The 15,871-nt window shown below is 30.1% G+C and carries 14 protein-coding genes; 1 reads left to right on the top strand and 13 read right to left on the bottom strand.

Annotation, left to right across the window (positions count from 1 at the left end):
* Positions 1–85: 85 nt before the first annotated feature.
* The 13 genes from L3B96_RS02225 to L3B96_RS02165 all read right to left on the bottom strand — a co-directional run bounded on the left by L3B96_RS02225 (position 86) and on the right by L3B96_RS02165 (position 14,905).
* Positions 86–919, bottom strand: coding sequence for a transporter substrate-binding domain-containing protein (locus L3B96_RS02225; RefSeq protein ID WP_077309779.1), 834 nt, complete (start codon positions 917–919; stop codon positions 86–88).
* Between the two features lie 324 nt (positions 920–1,243).
* Positions 1,244–1,450: a cation transporter gene (locus L3B96_RS02220; RefSeq protein ID WP_012060953.1), complete on the bottom strand. Its 207-nt coding sequence runs from the start codon at positions 1,448–1,450 to the stop codon at positions 1,244–1,246.
* A 149-nt stretch (positions 1,451–1,599) separates the two neighbouring features.
* Positions 1,600–4,029 (bottom strand): heavy metal translocating P-type ATPase, encoded by a 2,430-nt coding sequence (locus L3B96_RS02215; protein ID WP_238858682.1) that lies wholly within the window; start codon positions 4,027–4,029, stop codon positions 1,600–1,602.
* Between the two features lie 153 nt (positions 4,030–4,182).
* A complete protein-coding gene (locus tag L3B96_RS02210; protein ID WP_012060955.1) occupies positions 4,183–4,449 on the bottom strand; it encodes a metal-sensing transcriptional repressor in 267 nt (88 codons plus the stop codon).
* A gap of 267 nt (positions 4,450–4,716) precedes the next feature.
* The gene (locus tag L3B96_RS02205) at positions 4,717–5,202 is read right to left on the bottom strand and encodes a PTS glucose transporter subunit IIA (protein ID WP_023976999.1); all 486 of its coding nucleotides are present in this window, start codon (positions 5,200–5,202) and stop codon (positions 4,717–4,719) included.
* Between the two features lie 8 nt (positions 5,203–5,210).
* On the bottom strand, positions 5,211–6,539 hold the full coding sequence (locus L3B96_RS02200) for a 6-phospho-alpha-glucosidase (protein WP_012060957.1): 1,329 nt from the start codon (positions 6,537–6,539) through the stop codon (positions 5,211–5,213).
* 21 nt (positions 6,540–6,560) lie between these two features.
* Positions 6,561–8,156: a PTS transporter subunit EIIC gene (locus L3B96_RS02195; protein ID WP_077829073.1), complete on the bottom strand. Its 1,596-nt coding sequence runs from the start codon at positions 8,154–8,156 to the stop codon at positions 6,561–6,563.
* 241 nt (positions 8,157–8,397) lie between these two features.
* The gene (locus L3B96_RS02190) at positions 8,398–9,123 is read right to left on the bottom strand and encodes a MurR/RpiR family transcriptional regulator (RefSeq protein WP_238858681.1); all 726 of its coding nucleotides are present in this window, start codon (positions 9,121–9,123) and stop codon (positions 8,398–8,400) included.
* 185 nt (positions 9,124–9,308) lie between these two features.
* Positions 9,309–11,072, bottom strand: coding sequence for an HD domain-containing phosphohydrolase (locus L3B96_RS02185; RefSeq protein WP_012060960.1), 1,764 nt, complete (start codon positions 11,070–11,072; stop codon positions 9,309–9,311).
* Between the two features lie 300 nt (positions 11,073–11,372).
* On the bottom strand, positions 11,373–12,560 hold the full coding sequence (locus tag L3B96_RS02180) for an amidohydrolase (protein ID WP_238858680.1): 1,188 nt from the start codon (positions 12,558–12,560) through the stop codon (positions 11,373–11,375).
* A 50-nt stretch (positions 12,561–12,610) separates the two neighbouring features.
* Positions 12,611–13,639: a type II CAAX endopeptidase family protein gene (locus tag L3B96_RS02175; RefSeq protein WP_238858679.1), complete on the bottom strand. Its 1,029-nt coding sequence runs from the start codon at positions 13,637–13,639 to the stop codon at positions 12,611–12,613.
* Positions 13,640–13,668: 29 nt separating this feature from the next.
* Positions 13,669–14,460, bottom strand: a complete 792-nt coding sequence (locus tag L3B96_RS02170) for a carbon-nitrogen family hydrolase (protein ID WP_238858678.1) — start codon at positions 14,458–14,460, stop codon at positions 13,669–13,671.
* 100 nt (positions 14,461–14,560) lie between these two features.
* Complete coding sequence (locus L3B96_RS02165; RefSeq protein ID WP_077854546.1) at positions 14,561–14,905, bottom strand: phenylpyruvate tautomerase MIF-related protein; 345 nt, start codon at positions 14,903–14,905, stop codon at positions 14,561–14,563.
* 554 nt (positions 14,906–15,459) lie between these two features.
* Here L3B96_RS02165 and L3B96_RS02160 point away from each other — a divergent pair.
* Positions 15,460–15,849, top strand: a complete 390-nt coding sequence (locus tag L3B96_RS02160; RefSeq protein ID WP_238858677.1) for a response regulator — start codon at positions 15,460–15,462, stop codon at positions 15,847–15,849.
* Positions 15,850–15,871 lie beyond the last annotated feature (22 nt).

Below are 15,871 nucleotides of genomic sequence, written 5' to 3'. Positions count from 1 at the left end.
AAAATTAGAATATAAAATTATTGATGTAAGACATTATTGATATCCTACATCAATAATTATGTAATTTATCAAATCTTATTTAACTCTAATCCATTAGCTTATTTGCCTCTACAACAAATTCATCAATTTTTCCTTCATCCTTTAATCTTTTTATTGTTTTGTTGATTTCTGTTTGCAATTCAGTCGAACCTTTCCTCATTGCTATCGCTGCTCCATCTTCTTGCGCCTCAATAGTTACAGAAGTCAATTCTATATCATTGTTTTTATCACAATTAAATTTAGCCACTGGTGAATCAAGTAATATTGCATCAACTTTTTTATTCTTTAAATCAAGTACTAAGTCAGTAGCTTTTCCTAATCCCTTCACTTCCGCACTTGGTAAGTTATCTTTTACTAAGCCTTCTTGAACTGATCCCTTTTGAACCCCAATTTTCTTATTTTTCAAATCATCCATTGATTTTACCGAATCTGCTTCACCTTTTCTTACTATAAATATATTTTTCTCTTTATTGTATATATCTGAAAAATCAGCATTTTCTCTTCTTTCATCAGTTGGATTCATTGCAGCAAATACTAAATCGGACTTTCCTGCCTGAAGCGATACAAGAAGTCCATCAAAATCCATATCCTTAATTTCAAGTTCTACACCTAAATCTTTAGCAACTTCTTTTGCAATACTTACGTCAATACCTACAATTTGATCCTTACCATCTATTTCTTTATGAAATTCATATGGTGGGTAATCAGCACTCGTTCCAACTACAATTTTGCCTTTTGATTTTATATCACTTAATGATGATGACTTAACATCTGAATTTTTGCCTGAACTATTAGTGTTACTACTACATCCTATAATTCCAAACGCTATACTGCTAATTGCCACAAATACTATTAACTTTTTTAATAAAAATTTTTTCATATATTGTCCCCCTTTAAATTTTATCGAAGTATTATTCTTTAGTATTTTTCTACTAATTGAATAATATTGCTATAAGATAAAAATGTCAATACATTATAATGATGTTTTAATACGTATTAATAAGTAATAGTATTTTATATGCATATTATTTTTTTCTATAACTGTTAAACAGATAGCTCAAATTAATAAAAATAAATAGTTAACAACACGGAAAATAAATCCTTGTTGTTAACTATCTATAAAAATTGTTTAATCTATTCTTTAAATTCATTAAATTTAGAAATTTTACGTTTAACCAGATTTTTTGAAAGAATATTATTTGTCTTATTCTTCTATTTTAACTACATCATAGCCTTCTTCTTCAATAGCTTCTTTTATTTCTTCATTACTATTTTCAGTTTCAACTGTTGCACAATTGTCCTTAAGACTAACTTCAACTGAAGTTACCTTATCCAAATTTTCTAGTGCTTCCTTTACATGAGCAACACAATGTTCACAACTCATTCCTTCAATTAATATTTTCTTTTTCATATCTATTACCTCCCGTTTATTAATGATTAAAATTTAGAAATCAAAATATAGATATTTGAAATACTTTTCTTCAAGCATCTAGATGTAATTATCTACTACCTAAGAAATGTCCTAATATTCTATTTTTGCTTATCATCATATCTTATTGATTAGGCTTTAAAATTTTTAAGTCTTAATGCATTTGTAAGTACTGAAACAGAACTTAAGCTCATTGCTGCAGCTGCTATCATAGGATTTAATAATGGACCTCCAAATACATGAAGTATCCCCATAGCAACTGGTATACCTAGTACGTTATATCCAAATGCCCAGAATAAATTTTGTTTTATATTTTTAATGGTTGCTTTACTTAGTTTTATTGCTGTTATAACATCCATCAAATCGCTTTTCATAAGAACTATATCTGCTGATTCTATTGCGACATCAGTACCTGATCCTATTGCAATTCCAACATTAGATTGAGCTAATGCTGGTGCATCATTTATTCCATCCCCAACCATAGCTACCTTCATGTTCTCTCCTTGAAGCTTTTTGACTTCATTAGCCTTGTCTTCAGGCAATACTTCAGCTAGCACTATATCAATTCCAACTTGTTTTGCTATTGCATCTGCAGTTTTTTTGTTATCTCCAGTAATCATAGCTACCTTTATTCCCATGTTATGAAGAGCTTCTATAGCTTTTTTGCTACTTGGCTTAACAGTATCTGCAACAGCTACTATTCCACTTAATGTATTATCAACTGCTACATACATAGGAGTCTTACCTTCAGCTGCTAATCTATCACTTTCATCTGCAAACATAGCAATATCAATATTTTTTTCTATCATTAACTTCTTATTTCCAAGTAAAATATTTTTTTCTTCTATCTTAACTTCTATTCCATGTCCTGGAATTGCATTGAATTGTTTAATTTCTTTAAGTTCCAAGTTTTTATCATTTGCTTCTTTAACTATTGCTTCTCCTAACGGATGCTCTGAACCTTTTTCGCTACTTGCAGCTAAAATTAATATCTCATCTTCCGATATTCCATTTGTTATTATATCTGTAACCACTGGTTTTCCTTCTGTTATAGTCCCAGTTTTATCAAATACTATAGTTTTTATACTATGAGTAGTTTCTAACGCTTCACCGCCTTTAATTAACACACCATTCTCTGCGCCTTTACCTGTTCCAACCATTATTGCAGTTGGAGTTGCAAGGCCTAATGCGCATGGGCAAGCTATAACTAGTACTGCAATAAATATTGTTAGAGAGAATATTGTTGTTTCTCCTGAAATTAACCATCCTATTGAAGCTATTATTGCTAGCATTATAACTATTGGCACAAAATATGCTGATATAACATCTGCAAGTTTAGCTATTGGAGCTTTAGATCCTTGTGCTTCTTCAACTAACCTAACTATTTGTGCAAGTGCAGTATCTTTTCCAACCTTAGTTGCTTTATACTTTATAAAGCCAGTTTTATTTATACTTGCTCCAATTACGCTGCTTCCTACTATCTTTTCTACAGGAATACTTTCCCCTGTAAGCATTGACTCATCAATAGATGTACTACCATCAATAATTTCTCCATCTACAGGTACCTTTTCACCTGGTTTAACTAAGACTATATCACCAACAATTACTTCTTCTATAGGTATTGTAATTTCAGCATTATTTCTTATTATTGTTGCAGTTTTAGGCGCTAACCCCATTAGTGCTTTAATAGCTTGTGATGTTCTTCCTTTTGAAACTGCCTCCAGATATTTTCCAAGTGTTATTAAAGTTAAAATGACTGCTGCTGACTCAAAATATAAGTGCATAGCATATTCAGTTTCGCCTGTTTGTATTTTATAAATTCCAAATACTCCATATAAAACTGCTGCTAAAGTACTTATAGCTATCAACGAATCCATATTAGGACTTAGTTTAAATAAATTCTTTATTCCAATTAGATAGAACTTATATCCAGCTATCATTACAGGTATTGTTAATACTAATTGAATCACAGCAAAATTCAATGGATTCATCATAGAATCAATAATATATGGAAGAGGCATACCTAACATATGTCCCATAGTTATTACTAAAAGCGGAATTGCAAATATTAGAGATATAATAAATCTCCTTAATAACAATTGACTTGCCTCTAGTTTTTTCTTTTCTTCAACTTGCTCTTCTTCCTTAATTAGCTTATACCCTGCTTTATCTACAGCAGCTTTAATTTCACTATATCCAATTTCATCTTCATCTATATTTATAGTCAACTTCTCTGTTGCTAAATTAACAACAGAATCTTGAACCCCCTTAAGCTTTTTAGTAACTCTCTCGACTCTACTTGCACACGCCGAGCATGTCATTCCTTCAACTTTAAAAGTATAAGTCTTCATATTCTTCTTAACACCGTAACCGGCTTTAACTACGGTTGCTTCTATATTTTCATTATTAAGTTTGTTTTCATCAAACTCTACGTTCAGCGTTTCTGTTGCAAAGTTAACATTTGCGCTATTTACGCCTTCTAACTTTTTAACAAATCTTTCAACTCTATTTGCACATGCTGAGCATGTCATTCCTTCAATTTTAAATGCTTTTTTATTCATACTTCACCTCTTTACTTATTTAGCATATACTTTAAAAATTTACATTAAGCTAATTTTAACTTCACTAAGCAATTTACAACTTTTCTCTATATTTAATTAATGCAATAATGCTTTTATATTTTATTTCATATTGTCATCTCTTAATAATCGGTTCTATTTTGAAAGTAACTTTTCTAAAACTTTATTAAATTCTTCTATTTTCTCATCTGGATTGTTGTTATAGCAAGCCTCTTTTACACAATGACGTAAATGGCCTTGCAAAATCATTAAATCTGCTTTTTTTATTAAAGATTGAACTGCCATCAATTGATTTGCAACATCTATGCAATATCTATCATCTTCAATCATTTTTATTATTCCTTCTATTTGACCCTTCGCTGTTTTTAAAGATTGTAATGCTTTTTTTCTTTCCTCGCTCATTTCTTCCTCCCCTCCCCCTGTGTAGGGGGTCTTATTAATTTCATTATATATTAATAAATTATTTTGTCAATATCATTTCTAATATATTCTTACGATTATCTTGCTCTTCTATCTATTCTTATACTCACCTTGAATACTCATTTTTTTATTCTAGGCACTTAACTCCACGTTCCCATAATGCCGTGATAAGATAAAATGCTGGCTTTAACGTAGAATTTGCTAAAAAAATAAGCTCCATATAACAATGAAGCTTATTTCTATAAATATCTATTTATATTCAATTATAGGGCTTTCTTTAACTTTCATAATTTCTCCGATATGAAAATTTAGAATTTCATGGCCATTTAAATTTGGAATAATAAGCATTGTTATATCTTCTATTCCTTTTTCTTTTAGGAGTTCTTTATCGAATTCTAAAAGTAACTCACCTTTTTTCACGTATTTTTCTTCTTCACAATACAAATTAAAGCCTTCACCTTTCAAATTTACAGTGTCAAGTCCCACGTGAATTAGAATTTCTACTCCATCCTCTGTTCTTATTCCTATTGCATGCTTGCTTTCCTTCATTATTGTAACAATAGTCCCATCACATGGTGAAAATATTTTATTAATACTTGGTTTAATAGCAATACCTTCGCCCATCATTTTCTGAGAAAACACTTCATCTTTAACTTCACTTATATCTACGCTAACTCCATCTGTAAAAGCATATAATAATTTATTTTTATTTCTTTTTAATATATTTTTAAACATTCTCTATCCTACTTCAATTCTGGCCAATATTCTTTATTAGCTTCAATCATATCATCTAAAATCTGTTTTGCTACAAATGCAGATGGAATTGTTTTGTTCATAGTAAATGCCATAAGTGCTTTTTCATATGAGCCTTCAATAGCAGCCTCAACTACAAGTTTTTCTGATGCTTCTTGTTGTTCAATTATTCCTTTATAGAAAGTTGGTATTTCTCCTACACGTACTGGTTCTGGTCCATCTTTAGTTATATATGCAGGTACTTCTACCATGGCATCGTCAGGTAAGTTTTTTATTGCCCCATTATTTTCTACCATAACTAAGTGTCTCTTTCTTAAATCAAAAGCTAAGCTCATAGCAACTTCAACAATAAATTCTCCATGCACTCCAGTAAAGAATTGTGTAAGATCAATTTGCCCTGTAGCATTATATTGATCTACAGCATCAAATATCTTCTTCTCTCTTCCTTCCATTACTTCATTAGCTCTAGTATGATTTTTATCTGCTTCTTTTACAATACTATCTCCTAAAAGATAATATTGCATATACGTATTTGGAAGATATTTAGGGAACATTTGCATTATATGTTTAGCATTATCAAATGTATGAAGCCATGATGCATCATTATGTCTTACTTCACTCCTTGAATCCGGTGGAATATAACCATGTTCCTTTACATATGCTTTTAACTCCTCAGTTTTATCTTCACCACTAACTCTAATTTTTGTAAACCATCCAAAGTGATTTAATCCAAAATAATCTGCTTCTATATCATGTCTATCACAATCTAAGATATTAGCCATATTTCTCATAATTGCAACTGGCATATCACATATATTTAAAATCCTTGCATTTGGTCTTAACTTATACATAGCTTTTGCTACAATAGCTGCTGGATTAGAATAATTAACAATCCAATAATTTTTATTTGCATATTTTTCACAAAAATCTATCATTTCAACCATAGGATATATTGTTCTTAATCCATATGCTAATCCTCCAGGACCACATGTTTCTTGACCAACCACATCATATTTTAGTGGAATTTTTTCGTCTTGTTCTCTCATCTTATATAATCCAACACGCATTTGAGCGAAAACAAAATCTGCATCTTTAAAGCCTTCTTCTGGATCAGTTGTAAGAACAAGCTTCACCTCTGGATCAAACATTTCTACTACTTTCTTTACTATCACTCCTACTTTATTTTGACGTTCTGCATTTATATCATATAATCTTAATTCCGATATCTTAAATTCCTCTTTCTTTGAAAGTAAACTCTTTACGATCCCTGGTGTATATGTGCTTCCCCCGCCTACTATTACTAATTTAAATTTTTTCATTTTAATGATTCCTCCTTCATTTTATTCTGCTCTGTCTAATGCTTCATCTACTATTGTTCTAATTTTATTAATTGAAAGGCCATATACAACTTGTATATTATTTCCCTTTTTCACAACACCTGCTGCGCCTGTTCCTTTTAAAGCTTCTTCATCAATTAAGGTGTTATCTATAACATCCACTCTAAGTCTTGAAAAACAATTTTCTACTGTTACTATATTTGCTTTTCCACCTAATGCTCTAATTATTGTTAATGCTTTTTCATCATCGTTATTAGCTTTACTATTATTTTTATTTTCTGATTTCATATCTTGCTTAACTTTTGCTGCATTCTCATTTAAATCAATTACAGCATCTGTATTATTTTCTTCTCTTCCAGGTGTTCTTAAATTCATCTTCTCAATCATAAATTTGAATACTAAGAAAATCACAACTATTTCAACTAATCCTACTAGTATATACACAGGCCAATGAGTTTTACCTATACCTGCTGGCAAGTTTATTACTAAAAAATCTAATATTCCATTAGTTGCACATACTCTTACATTTAATAGGTATACAAACATTTGGAATAGTCCATCAATCACTGAATAAACAAACCATAGTAATGGTGCAGCAAAAATAAATGTAAATTCTAATGGTTCTGTGATACCTGCGATTACTGCTGTTAAAGTTGATGGTATTAATTGTGCCTTTAAATTACTACGCTTTGCTTTTTTAGCAGTGAAGTAAAATGCTAAGGCAACTCCAATTACACCAAAAGTTTTAACTAATCCATATGTTAAAAATCTTGCTGAATCAGGCATAATAGAGATTGTTGAATCATTAAGCAATGCTAAGAAAACTGGTTTTGCTCCAATTACATTTTGGCCATTTATTATCATCTGATCCCCAACTGCTGAATATAGGAATGGAGACCAAATTAAATGATGTAAGCCTGTTGGAACTAAGAATCTATTTAAAAATCCATAAACAAACACTCCAGCCGCCCCTGCAGAACTCATAAATCCAGTAAGAGCTGTGATTCCAGCAGCTATTGTAGGCCATACATATGTGGTACCAATACTTAATATAGCTACTACAGGAATCATGATAACGAATACAAACTTACTATTACCGTATGGAGCCATAGCGCCACTAAATTCTTTATCTATATATTTGTTATGAACTATAGCAACTAGTACTCCTAGAATCATTCCTAGAAACACTCCCATATCTGTCACATGGAATCCTAGTTGGATTGTCTGCCCAGTTCCATATAAAGCTGATGCTGTATCACCTTTAATTATTTTTCCAGATAGCTCTAACCACTTACTATTCGCGCCTAGGAACAAAATATATGACATAATGGAAATGAATGCTGCTTCCGCTTTTTTCTTCTTTGACATCCCCATCGCTATTCCGACACAAAACAAAATGCTTAAGTTCCCCATAATCGGTGATAACATTCCATTAAAGAATTTTCCTGTTACCCAAATTGCTCCGCCTTCTTTTACAAATGTTGTATTGGTGAAAACTGCTGTTAATGCAATCAACATACCTACAATGGGTAAGAATAAGACCGGTCCAATCATAGCTTTGGCAAATTTCTGCATACTATTTAAAATCTTATCTTTCATTTAAATATTCCCCTTCACTATTTTATAATTTTCTTTGGGTAATTACCTGTGAGAATAGGATATCATTATTAATAGATATTGTTAATAGTTTTAAACGTTTCAGCAACATGTTGACTCAAAAGTAAACATGTTTACCTTTACACTTTAAAAAAGCTATCTCATTAGTTAACATCGAGATAGCTTTCTATATATAATTTCAGTAAGTTTCCACATGGGTATGATTAGTTTGGATATCTATATTTTATAAATTACTCATTACCTTATCTAGCAAATATTCCATTACAATCATTACCCTAGCATAAAAATAGTTCGCGGTAAGATTTCTATCATCTAATTCTTTATCATCTAATATCATAAAATTTAAGGTTGCCTTTTTAGCCATGTGATTCTCTGACTTACCAGTAAAAGTTATAATATCCAATTCATTTTTTGATGCATAATCAATCACTTTTGTTATACTTTCCGTTTCTCCACTTTTAGATATTCCAATAACTAAGGCGCCTCCTATTTGATTGCTGTCATATACTCCATAAGAATTTGTTTTAATGCATTTAAACCCAAGCACTAACATCTTTCTCCAAAAGAAATCTGCAATCGAATCAGAGAATCCAGTGGCTGTTATGAAAATTATATCTTCTCTATGTTTAATTATCATAGAAATGAAATCTTCTATTTTCTTATTTTCAATTTCTGATATGAAGCTAGTAATATCAGAGATATGTTCTTGATTGTTTTGATGATTTTTTACTATGAAGTTTAGTCGATATATCATATCGACATAGCCTGTATAACCTAGCTTCTTTGATAGCTTTATTATTGTTGCCGCCGATGTATAATTAATTGTTGCAACATCTCTTACACCTTTAGTTAAAACAGAATCAATATTAGTCAATATGTATTGCAAAACCTGTCTCTCTGTTTCTGAGAGCTTGTAATTATCAGCTATTTTATAAATATCAAATTTCATATCACACCTCCAATATAATGTAATTACTTCATATGATATCATACTTATATCTTTATTACTTAATGAATACATAAAAAAATCCCTTAACGTAGGGATTGTAATCAAAAATTGCAGCTTTCATTAAGTTAATTATATCTCACATCATGAATATCTTCTCTCTTATTATAAATTCCCAATAGATTTTATTATTCCTCAGTTTCTTCTAAGTATTCTATAAATGCCTTAACTATAATTGGATCAAATTGCTTCCCTGAACATCTTTTTAATTCTTCGATTGCTTCTTCTTTATTCAAGCATCTCTTATAAATACCATTGTTAGTCATAGCATCATATGAATCCGCAACACTAACAATTCTAGATACTAGCGGTATTTTCTCGCCCTCTAATTTAAGTGGATAGCCATTTCCATCCCATCTTTCATGGTGAGCTAAGACACCTTTTGCTACATTATCTAATTGATTTGATGCTTTTACTATTCTATATCCTTTTTCTGTATGAGTTTTAACTACCTCGAACTCATCTTCTGTTAGCTCACCCTTCTTAAGTAATATTTCTTCATTTATTCCTATTTTCCCTATATCATGAAGCTTAGCAACTATTGTTAGCTCATCCATTACCGACATTGGAAGCGATAACTTTTCTCCTATCGCAATAGAATTTTCTAATACTCTATCTGTATGTTCTTCAGTTTCCAAACTCTTAGCTTCTAAACCCATTTGCAGAGAATACATTATAGAACTATTAAGACTGGTTTTTTGTAGCAACTTTTGCCTATATACCTTATCATCTGCTTCTTTTAATGCTTGATATATACTCTTATTCAAGCTATCCGCTACTGATGCACCTAAAGATATGCTCACATTGATTAAATCGTGCTTATACATTTTGCAACGATCAAATATATTTTTAATAATGATTTCACATTCCTGTTCAGTTGTATTTTTACTTAAAATTACGAATTCATCTCCACCAGTTCTGAAAATCAACTGTTTTTCACCACATACATCTTTAAGTGCTTGGGCTATTAATCTTAAAAGTTCATCGCCTTGATCATGACCTAGCGTATCATTTACTAATTTTAGTCCATTGGCATCCCCCATTATTACTCCTACCGGAAGATACTCTTCACCTTGGAACTCTTTCACTTTTTCTTCAAAATATGTTCTATTGTATAAACCTGTTAAAATATCAGTAAAACTTAATTGCCTTAATTTTTTCTCTGCTTCTTTTTTCTCAGTTATATCTAATACTAATCCTACAACACCTGAAACATCACCATTCTTATCGATTACAGGCACTTTTACTGCTTCTGTATATATTTCCTCTCCATCTTCTGAGTAAAGTATTGTTTCAGCTTTTATACTTCTTTTATTTTTTATTACTTCATTATCTTCTCTTGAATATTTTGCAGCCAATTCTTCCGTTGGATGTATATCAATATTTGTCTTTCCTACTACTTCTCCTATACCATCCTTATTATAGAATTCATCAAATTGCTTATTTACATATACATATCTGCCTTCTTTATCTTTAAAAAATACTCTTCCTGGAAGTGTATCCATTACAACTTTTAATATGTTTTCTTGTTTCTCTATAATCTTATCTTTTTCTTTTATAATATCTAAATTTGCATATATGCCAGCTACAGCAAATACTTTTCCCTCATCAATTAGCGGAACTATAGTAATTTTTCTGCGCTTTCCATCAAGGTACCCTTCTTCAGTTAATGGCTTTAAGGAGTTTATAACTTGATTGCAATATTTAATACATTCCTCTCTTACAACACCATCAAATATCTCTGCATCATTTTTTCCAATAAATTCTTTATTTATATCTTTATATATAGCTTTGTATTCTTTATTTACATATATAAATCTCAATTCAAGGTCTTTTATCCATATAGGCTGTGGAAGATTATCTGCTAATGATTTAAATAGCTTGTACTCCATCTCCTCATTTTCCCTCCTTTGAATTCCAATCTGCCGTAATAATTCTCAGAAATGATTCATCATAATAATCTCTAATAAACTATTTGGAGCATTTATGCAACTATTTCCTCAAATTTTACTAATTACAACCAACTTATCACACTTTGTAATTTCTTTCAATCATTGCAATCATTTGTTAGGGACTTATTTTTAAAATTGAAATTCAATTTCTTTATTAAACTTAATCACTAGTAATGTAGCTTTAAAACTTTTAATTCTTTACTATATTACAAAATAAATATTTAAATTAAGTACCTTTATCTACTTAATCTTATGTTTATATTTCTTATCTATTATCTCTTTTAAAGCACCTTCTGCCAGTTGTGCAAAATATTTCGAGCTATTTAAAATTGCCTTCTCATCAACTTTATATTCCGGGTGATGGTGCGCATAAGATTTTCCTGTTCCTACAATTATAAATGCACCTGGTATTTTTCTTTGATAATACGCAAAATCTTCACCCTCTAGACCCATAGATATTCTTCTAACATCATATCCAGATCGTTTTCCAATTTTAGTGCTAAACTCTACCCATTCTTCAGTATTATTTGTTGCCGGAGAACCTGAATGCCAAATAAGCTCTGCACTTCCACCAAAAGATTGTGCTATTCCTGATACCATTTCATTCATTCTCTTAGCTATTAATTGACGTATATTCTCATCTAATGTTCTTACTGTGCCTTCAAGATATGCTGATTCTGGAATTACATTCCAAGTATTTCCTCCTTCTATATGAGTCACACTTAATAGCGCTTTTTCTGTTGGACCTATATTACGACTGATAATTGTTTGAAGTGATGTAACTATGTTACTGGCAATTATAATTGGATCTATTCCTTTTTCCGGCTTAGCAGCATGGCTACCAATCCCTGTAATATTTATTTCAAACCTATCGACAGCAGCTGTCATTGCTCCAGTTTTTATTCCCATTATTCCAACTTCTGAATCTGAAACATTGTGTATTCCAAAAATTGCATCCACATCATCTAAAACACCTGTCTCTAAAATTTTTTTAGCTCCATCCGCACTTTCTTCACCCGGCTGAAATATAAATTTTACTGTTCCTATTAATGACCCTTGATGCTTTTTAACTAAATATGCTGCACCTAAAATCACCGCCATATGAAAATCATGACCACAAGCATGCATCATACCATCAACTTTAGACTTATAACAGAGACTTGTCTCTTCTTTGATTGGTAATGCATCTATATCACATCTGATAGCAACGACAGGACCATTAGGATTTCCTTTTACCTGTGCTACAAGGCCTGTATCCAAAGGTAAATCAAGAATATCTATATCTGCTCTTTTTAGCAAATCTTTTATCAGTTGTGTAGTTTTATATTCCTCATTAGACAATTCAGGATTCTCATGTAGTTTGCGATATACTTCTATAAGCTCATCATTTAAATTCTCTATTATAGATAACAATATTTTATTTATCATATTAATCCTCCTTTAAATTCATAAAATAACATTTTGTCCTTTATAGTAGATTACTTTGCTAAATTAGTTGCTGCCATAGTTACAACAATAAATATTATATAGAATACTATATAAGCCCTCGACCACGCTCCACTAAAAGAATATCGTACTTTCTGGTGAGTCTTTAATATTCTTGTATCCTCTTTTACTATTTCTAAAAATTCGCTTTTATACTTACTAATAAATAGCAATAATGCAGCTACCCCAACTAAAAAGTACAAAGTTCCAAATGCATACTCCAATATAGGCATCTTTAATAAAGATATTCCTGTTGTAGCAAAAGTTATCGTATTATTAAATATATGAGCTATCATCGACGGTATAATAGATTTTGATTTAATTGCAATAAATGCTAAAACAATTCCCATAAGTATTGGATTGATGAATTGAACTAGGTTTAGATGAAACATGGAAAAAAGAATTGACGAAACAATCATTGCTGTTAGATTCCCATACTTCTGCATACTTCTGAGTATAAATCCCCTAAATATAATTTCTTCTAAAATTGGTCCCACTAAACATACATATATTAAAAATAATATTAAAAAAGTGTTTTGTTTAGGGAAACTAAAATCTGGCTGTGGAATGTTTAATCCTAAAATCTTAAAAATTGTTGAGTATATCATATATACCATGCTTGAAATCATTCCTACCCCTATACAAGAAGTTGCTCCTAATAATACAAACATTTTATTTGACTTATTCTTTGAAAATATTTCTTGCCTAAATTTCACCTTTATAGTTTTTATTGCTATTAGAATTGCTATAAGATCCCCAACTATACATGTAAAATATCCAGCAAAAAAATTATATGCGTCACTTGAAAGTCCTAAAATTATATTTTCCTTTAGATTAGTTACTACATTGAATCCTATCATTGGTCCTATAAATTTTATAGAAAATGTCATTATGAACACTAATCCATATGTTGATAATACTAACGCAAGAAGTATCCTTGCACAGTTTCCGCCACTTTTTTTAATATCCTTTTTTAATGCGAGCTTTCTATATTCAATTTCTTCTTGAAAATCATTTATCATAGCTTTACCTACCATTCATTACTTTAATGTTAAATAGAATTACAATTACTTATAGCTTTATATAAATCTTCTCTTCTATCCTTCTTTATATCAAACTGTTCTTTAATCGCTCTTATCATATCTATTTTTAACTCTTTTATAATTAGTGTTTCTTTCTCAATTACCTCGTTCAATATATTACCATCTGGACTTATAAAAACTGATTTTCCATTATAATGAAGATCATTTCCAATTCCTACTCTATTTATCCCTATTATATAGCATTGGTTTTCTATAGCCCTAGCTTTCAATAAAGTTATCCAATGCTTATCTCTTTCTTTAGGCCAATTAGCGGCTATAGTTATTATTTGCGCTTCTTTAGATGCTATTTGAAATATTTCTGGAAACCTTAAATCATAGCAAATAAATGGAGCTATTTTAAATCCATCAATCTCACATGTGAGTATCTTATCTCCTTTATGATATTTATCATCCTCACCACTGTACGAAAATGGATGTATTTTCGTATATTTAGTTAAGCATTTCCCTTCTCTTGACATAATAATATATTTATTGCTACCCATTTTATCACTTTTTACCGCAACACCAATTCCTATATTTATATTATTATCCTTAGCATTTTTTCCAATCCATTTTATTATTTCATCTTCAGATAATACAAGCTTGTTTATATTCATGGTAAAACCCGTTAAAGCCATCTCAGGAAATAGGATTAAATCAACCTTATTTTTCGAAGCTCTTTCAATGAATTCTTCAACTTTCTTCATGTTTTTATTAATATTCTCCCAGATTATATCCATCTGTGCAATTCCTATAATCAAGTTGTACCTCCTTCAATATTATAAATAAAGGATACTATGTGCATTGTTACATCAGAGTACCCTTTACTTTAGGTCGCCTATATCCAATTACCAGTCGTGGTTAAAAATTCTTTCCATTCCATCCCCAATTTGCAACTTCCTCATACTTCACGTATATCTTATCTTGAGGTATGTCTAATTCCTTTTCATATATGTTACAAATTTCTGCTGTTAAAGCATCATATGCATCCTTATTTGATTTTCCAAATATTTTTACTTCTATAAATGCACCCTTTTCTAATTTTTCTCCTCCGAAATATAATGAGTAGTCATCTTCGAAGCCTACCATCAAAAAGGTTTCACTTTTTCCCGGAATCAAATTTATTGCTTCCCCTAATTTTTTCTTTATAATTTCCTCTTTTTCCTTTGAAATTTTCACACTAACTTTTGATCCTATAAATGGCATCTCTTGTTATCTCCTTTCTACATATACATATACATATATAAATATACTAAATTATACCATAATTCTATATATTTTATTATTATTTGCAAGTACATACTTAATTTATATCATAATTCTTAATATCACATTCATTTTTATTACTCCAATAAATACTACATTAAAAATTGATTATTTAGTTTTAATTATATCACATCGTGTACTCGACCTTACTACTCTGTTTGATTCCCCTTTCCTAAGTTTTATATGAATACTATATTAACTTAGGAATACTATAAATATTCTAATCTCTTATCTTCTAAATATAGTATGTATATATTTTAAATATATAATTTATTCCTTTTGTATATATTTATCACTTCTCTTATTTTTTAGTTGTTGAACTTCATTTATTAATCTCATAATTATTTTAATATTTAGATACTGAAATAATTATAATAAAAAACTAAAATTTGGTTAAACTTTTTTCTAAAATATGTTATATTATTCATAGTAGGTATTAATTTTGTAAGTATTTAGGTGTTGACTTTTAAGTTTTTTTGAGAGGGGATTAAATTATGAATGTCGATAAATCAATGTCAAAAATTTTGATAGTTGATGATAATATTGCTAATGTTTTACTACTTGAAAGAATGCTTAACATATCTGGTTATAAGAATATAAAAACATTAACAGATTCTAGAGAAATTTTAAGATTATATTCTACATATAAACCTAATTTGATACTATTAGACTTTAGGATGCCATTTGTTGATGGACTTCAAATTATAGATGAACTAAATCTTATAAAGTATGATAATAAACTATCTATAATTATGATCTCTGCTGAAAACGATAAGGAATACTATGATAAAGCGTTGGCTAAAGGTGCTGCTGATTTCATTACTAAACCATTTAATTATGATGATATAATTTCCAAAATCACGAGTACCTTACAGTGTTTATGATTACTAGGCATAATGGGTGAGG

Origin of the sequence: Clostridium sp. YIM B02569, assembly GCF_022320765.1 — a bacterium.
In the GTDB taxonomy this organism is placed as follows: domain Bacteria; phylum Bacillota; class Clostridia; order Clostridiales; family Clostridiaceae; genus Clostridium; species Clostridium beijerinckii.
This window is presented reverse-complemented; position numbering and strand designations above follow the sequence as displayed.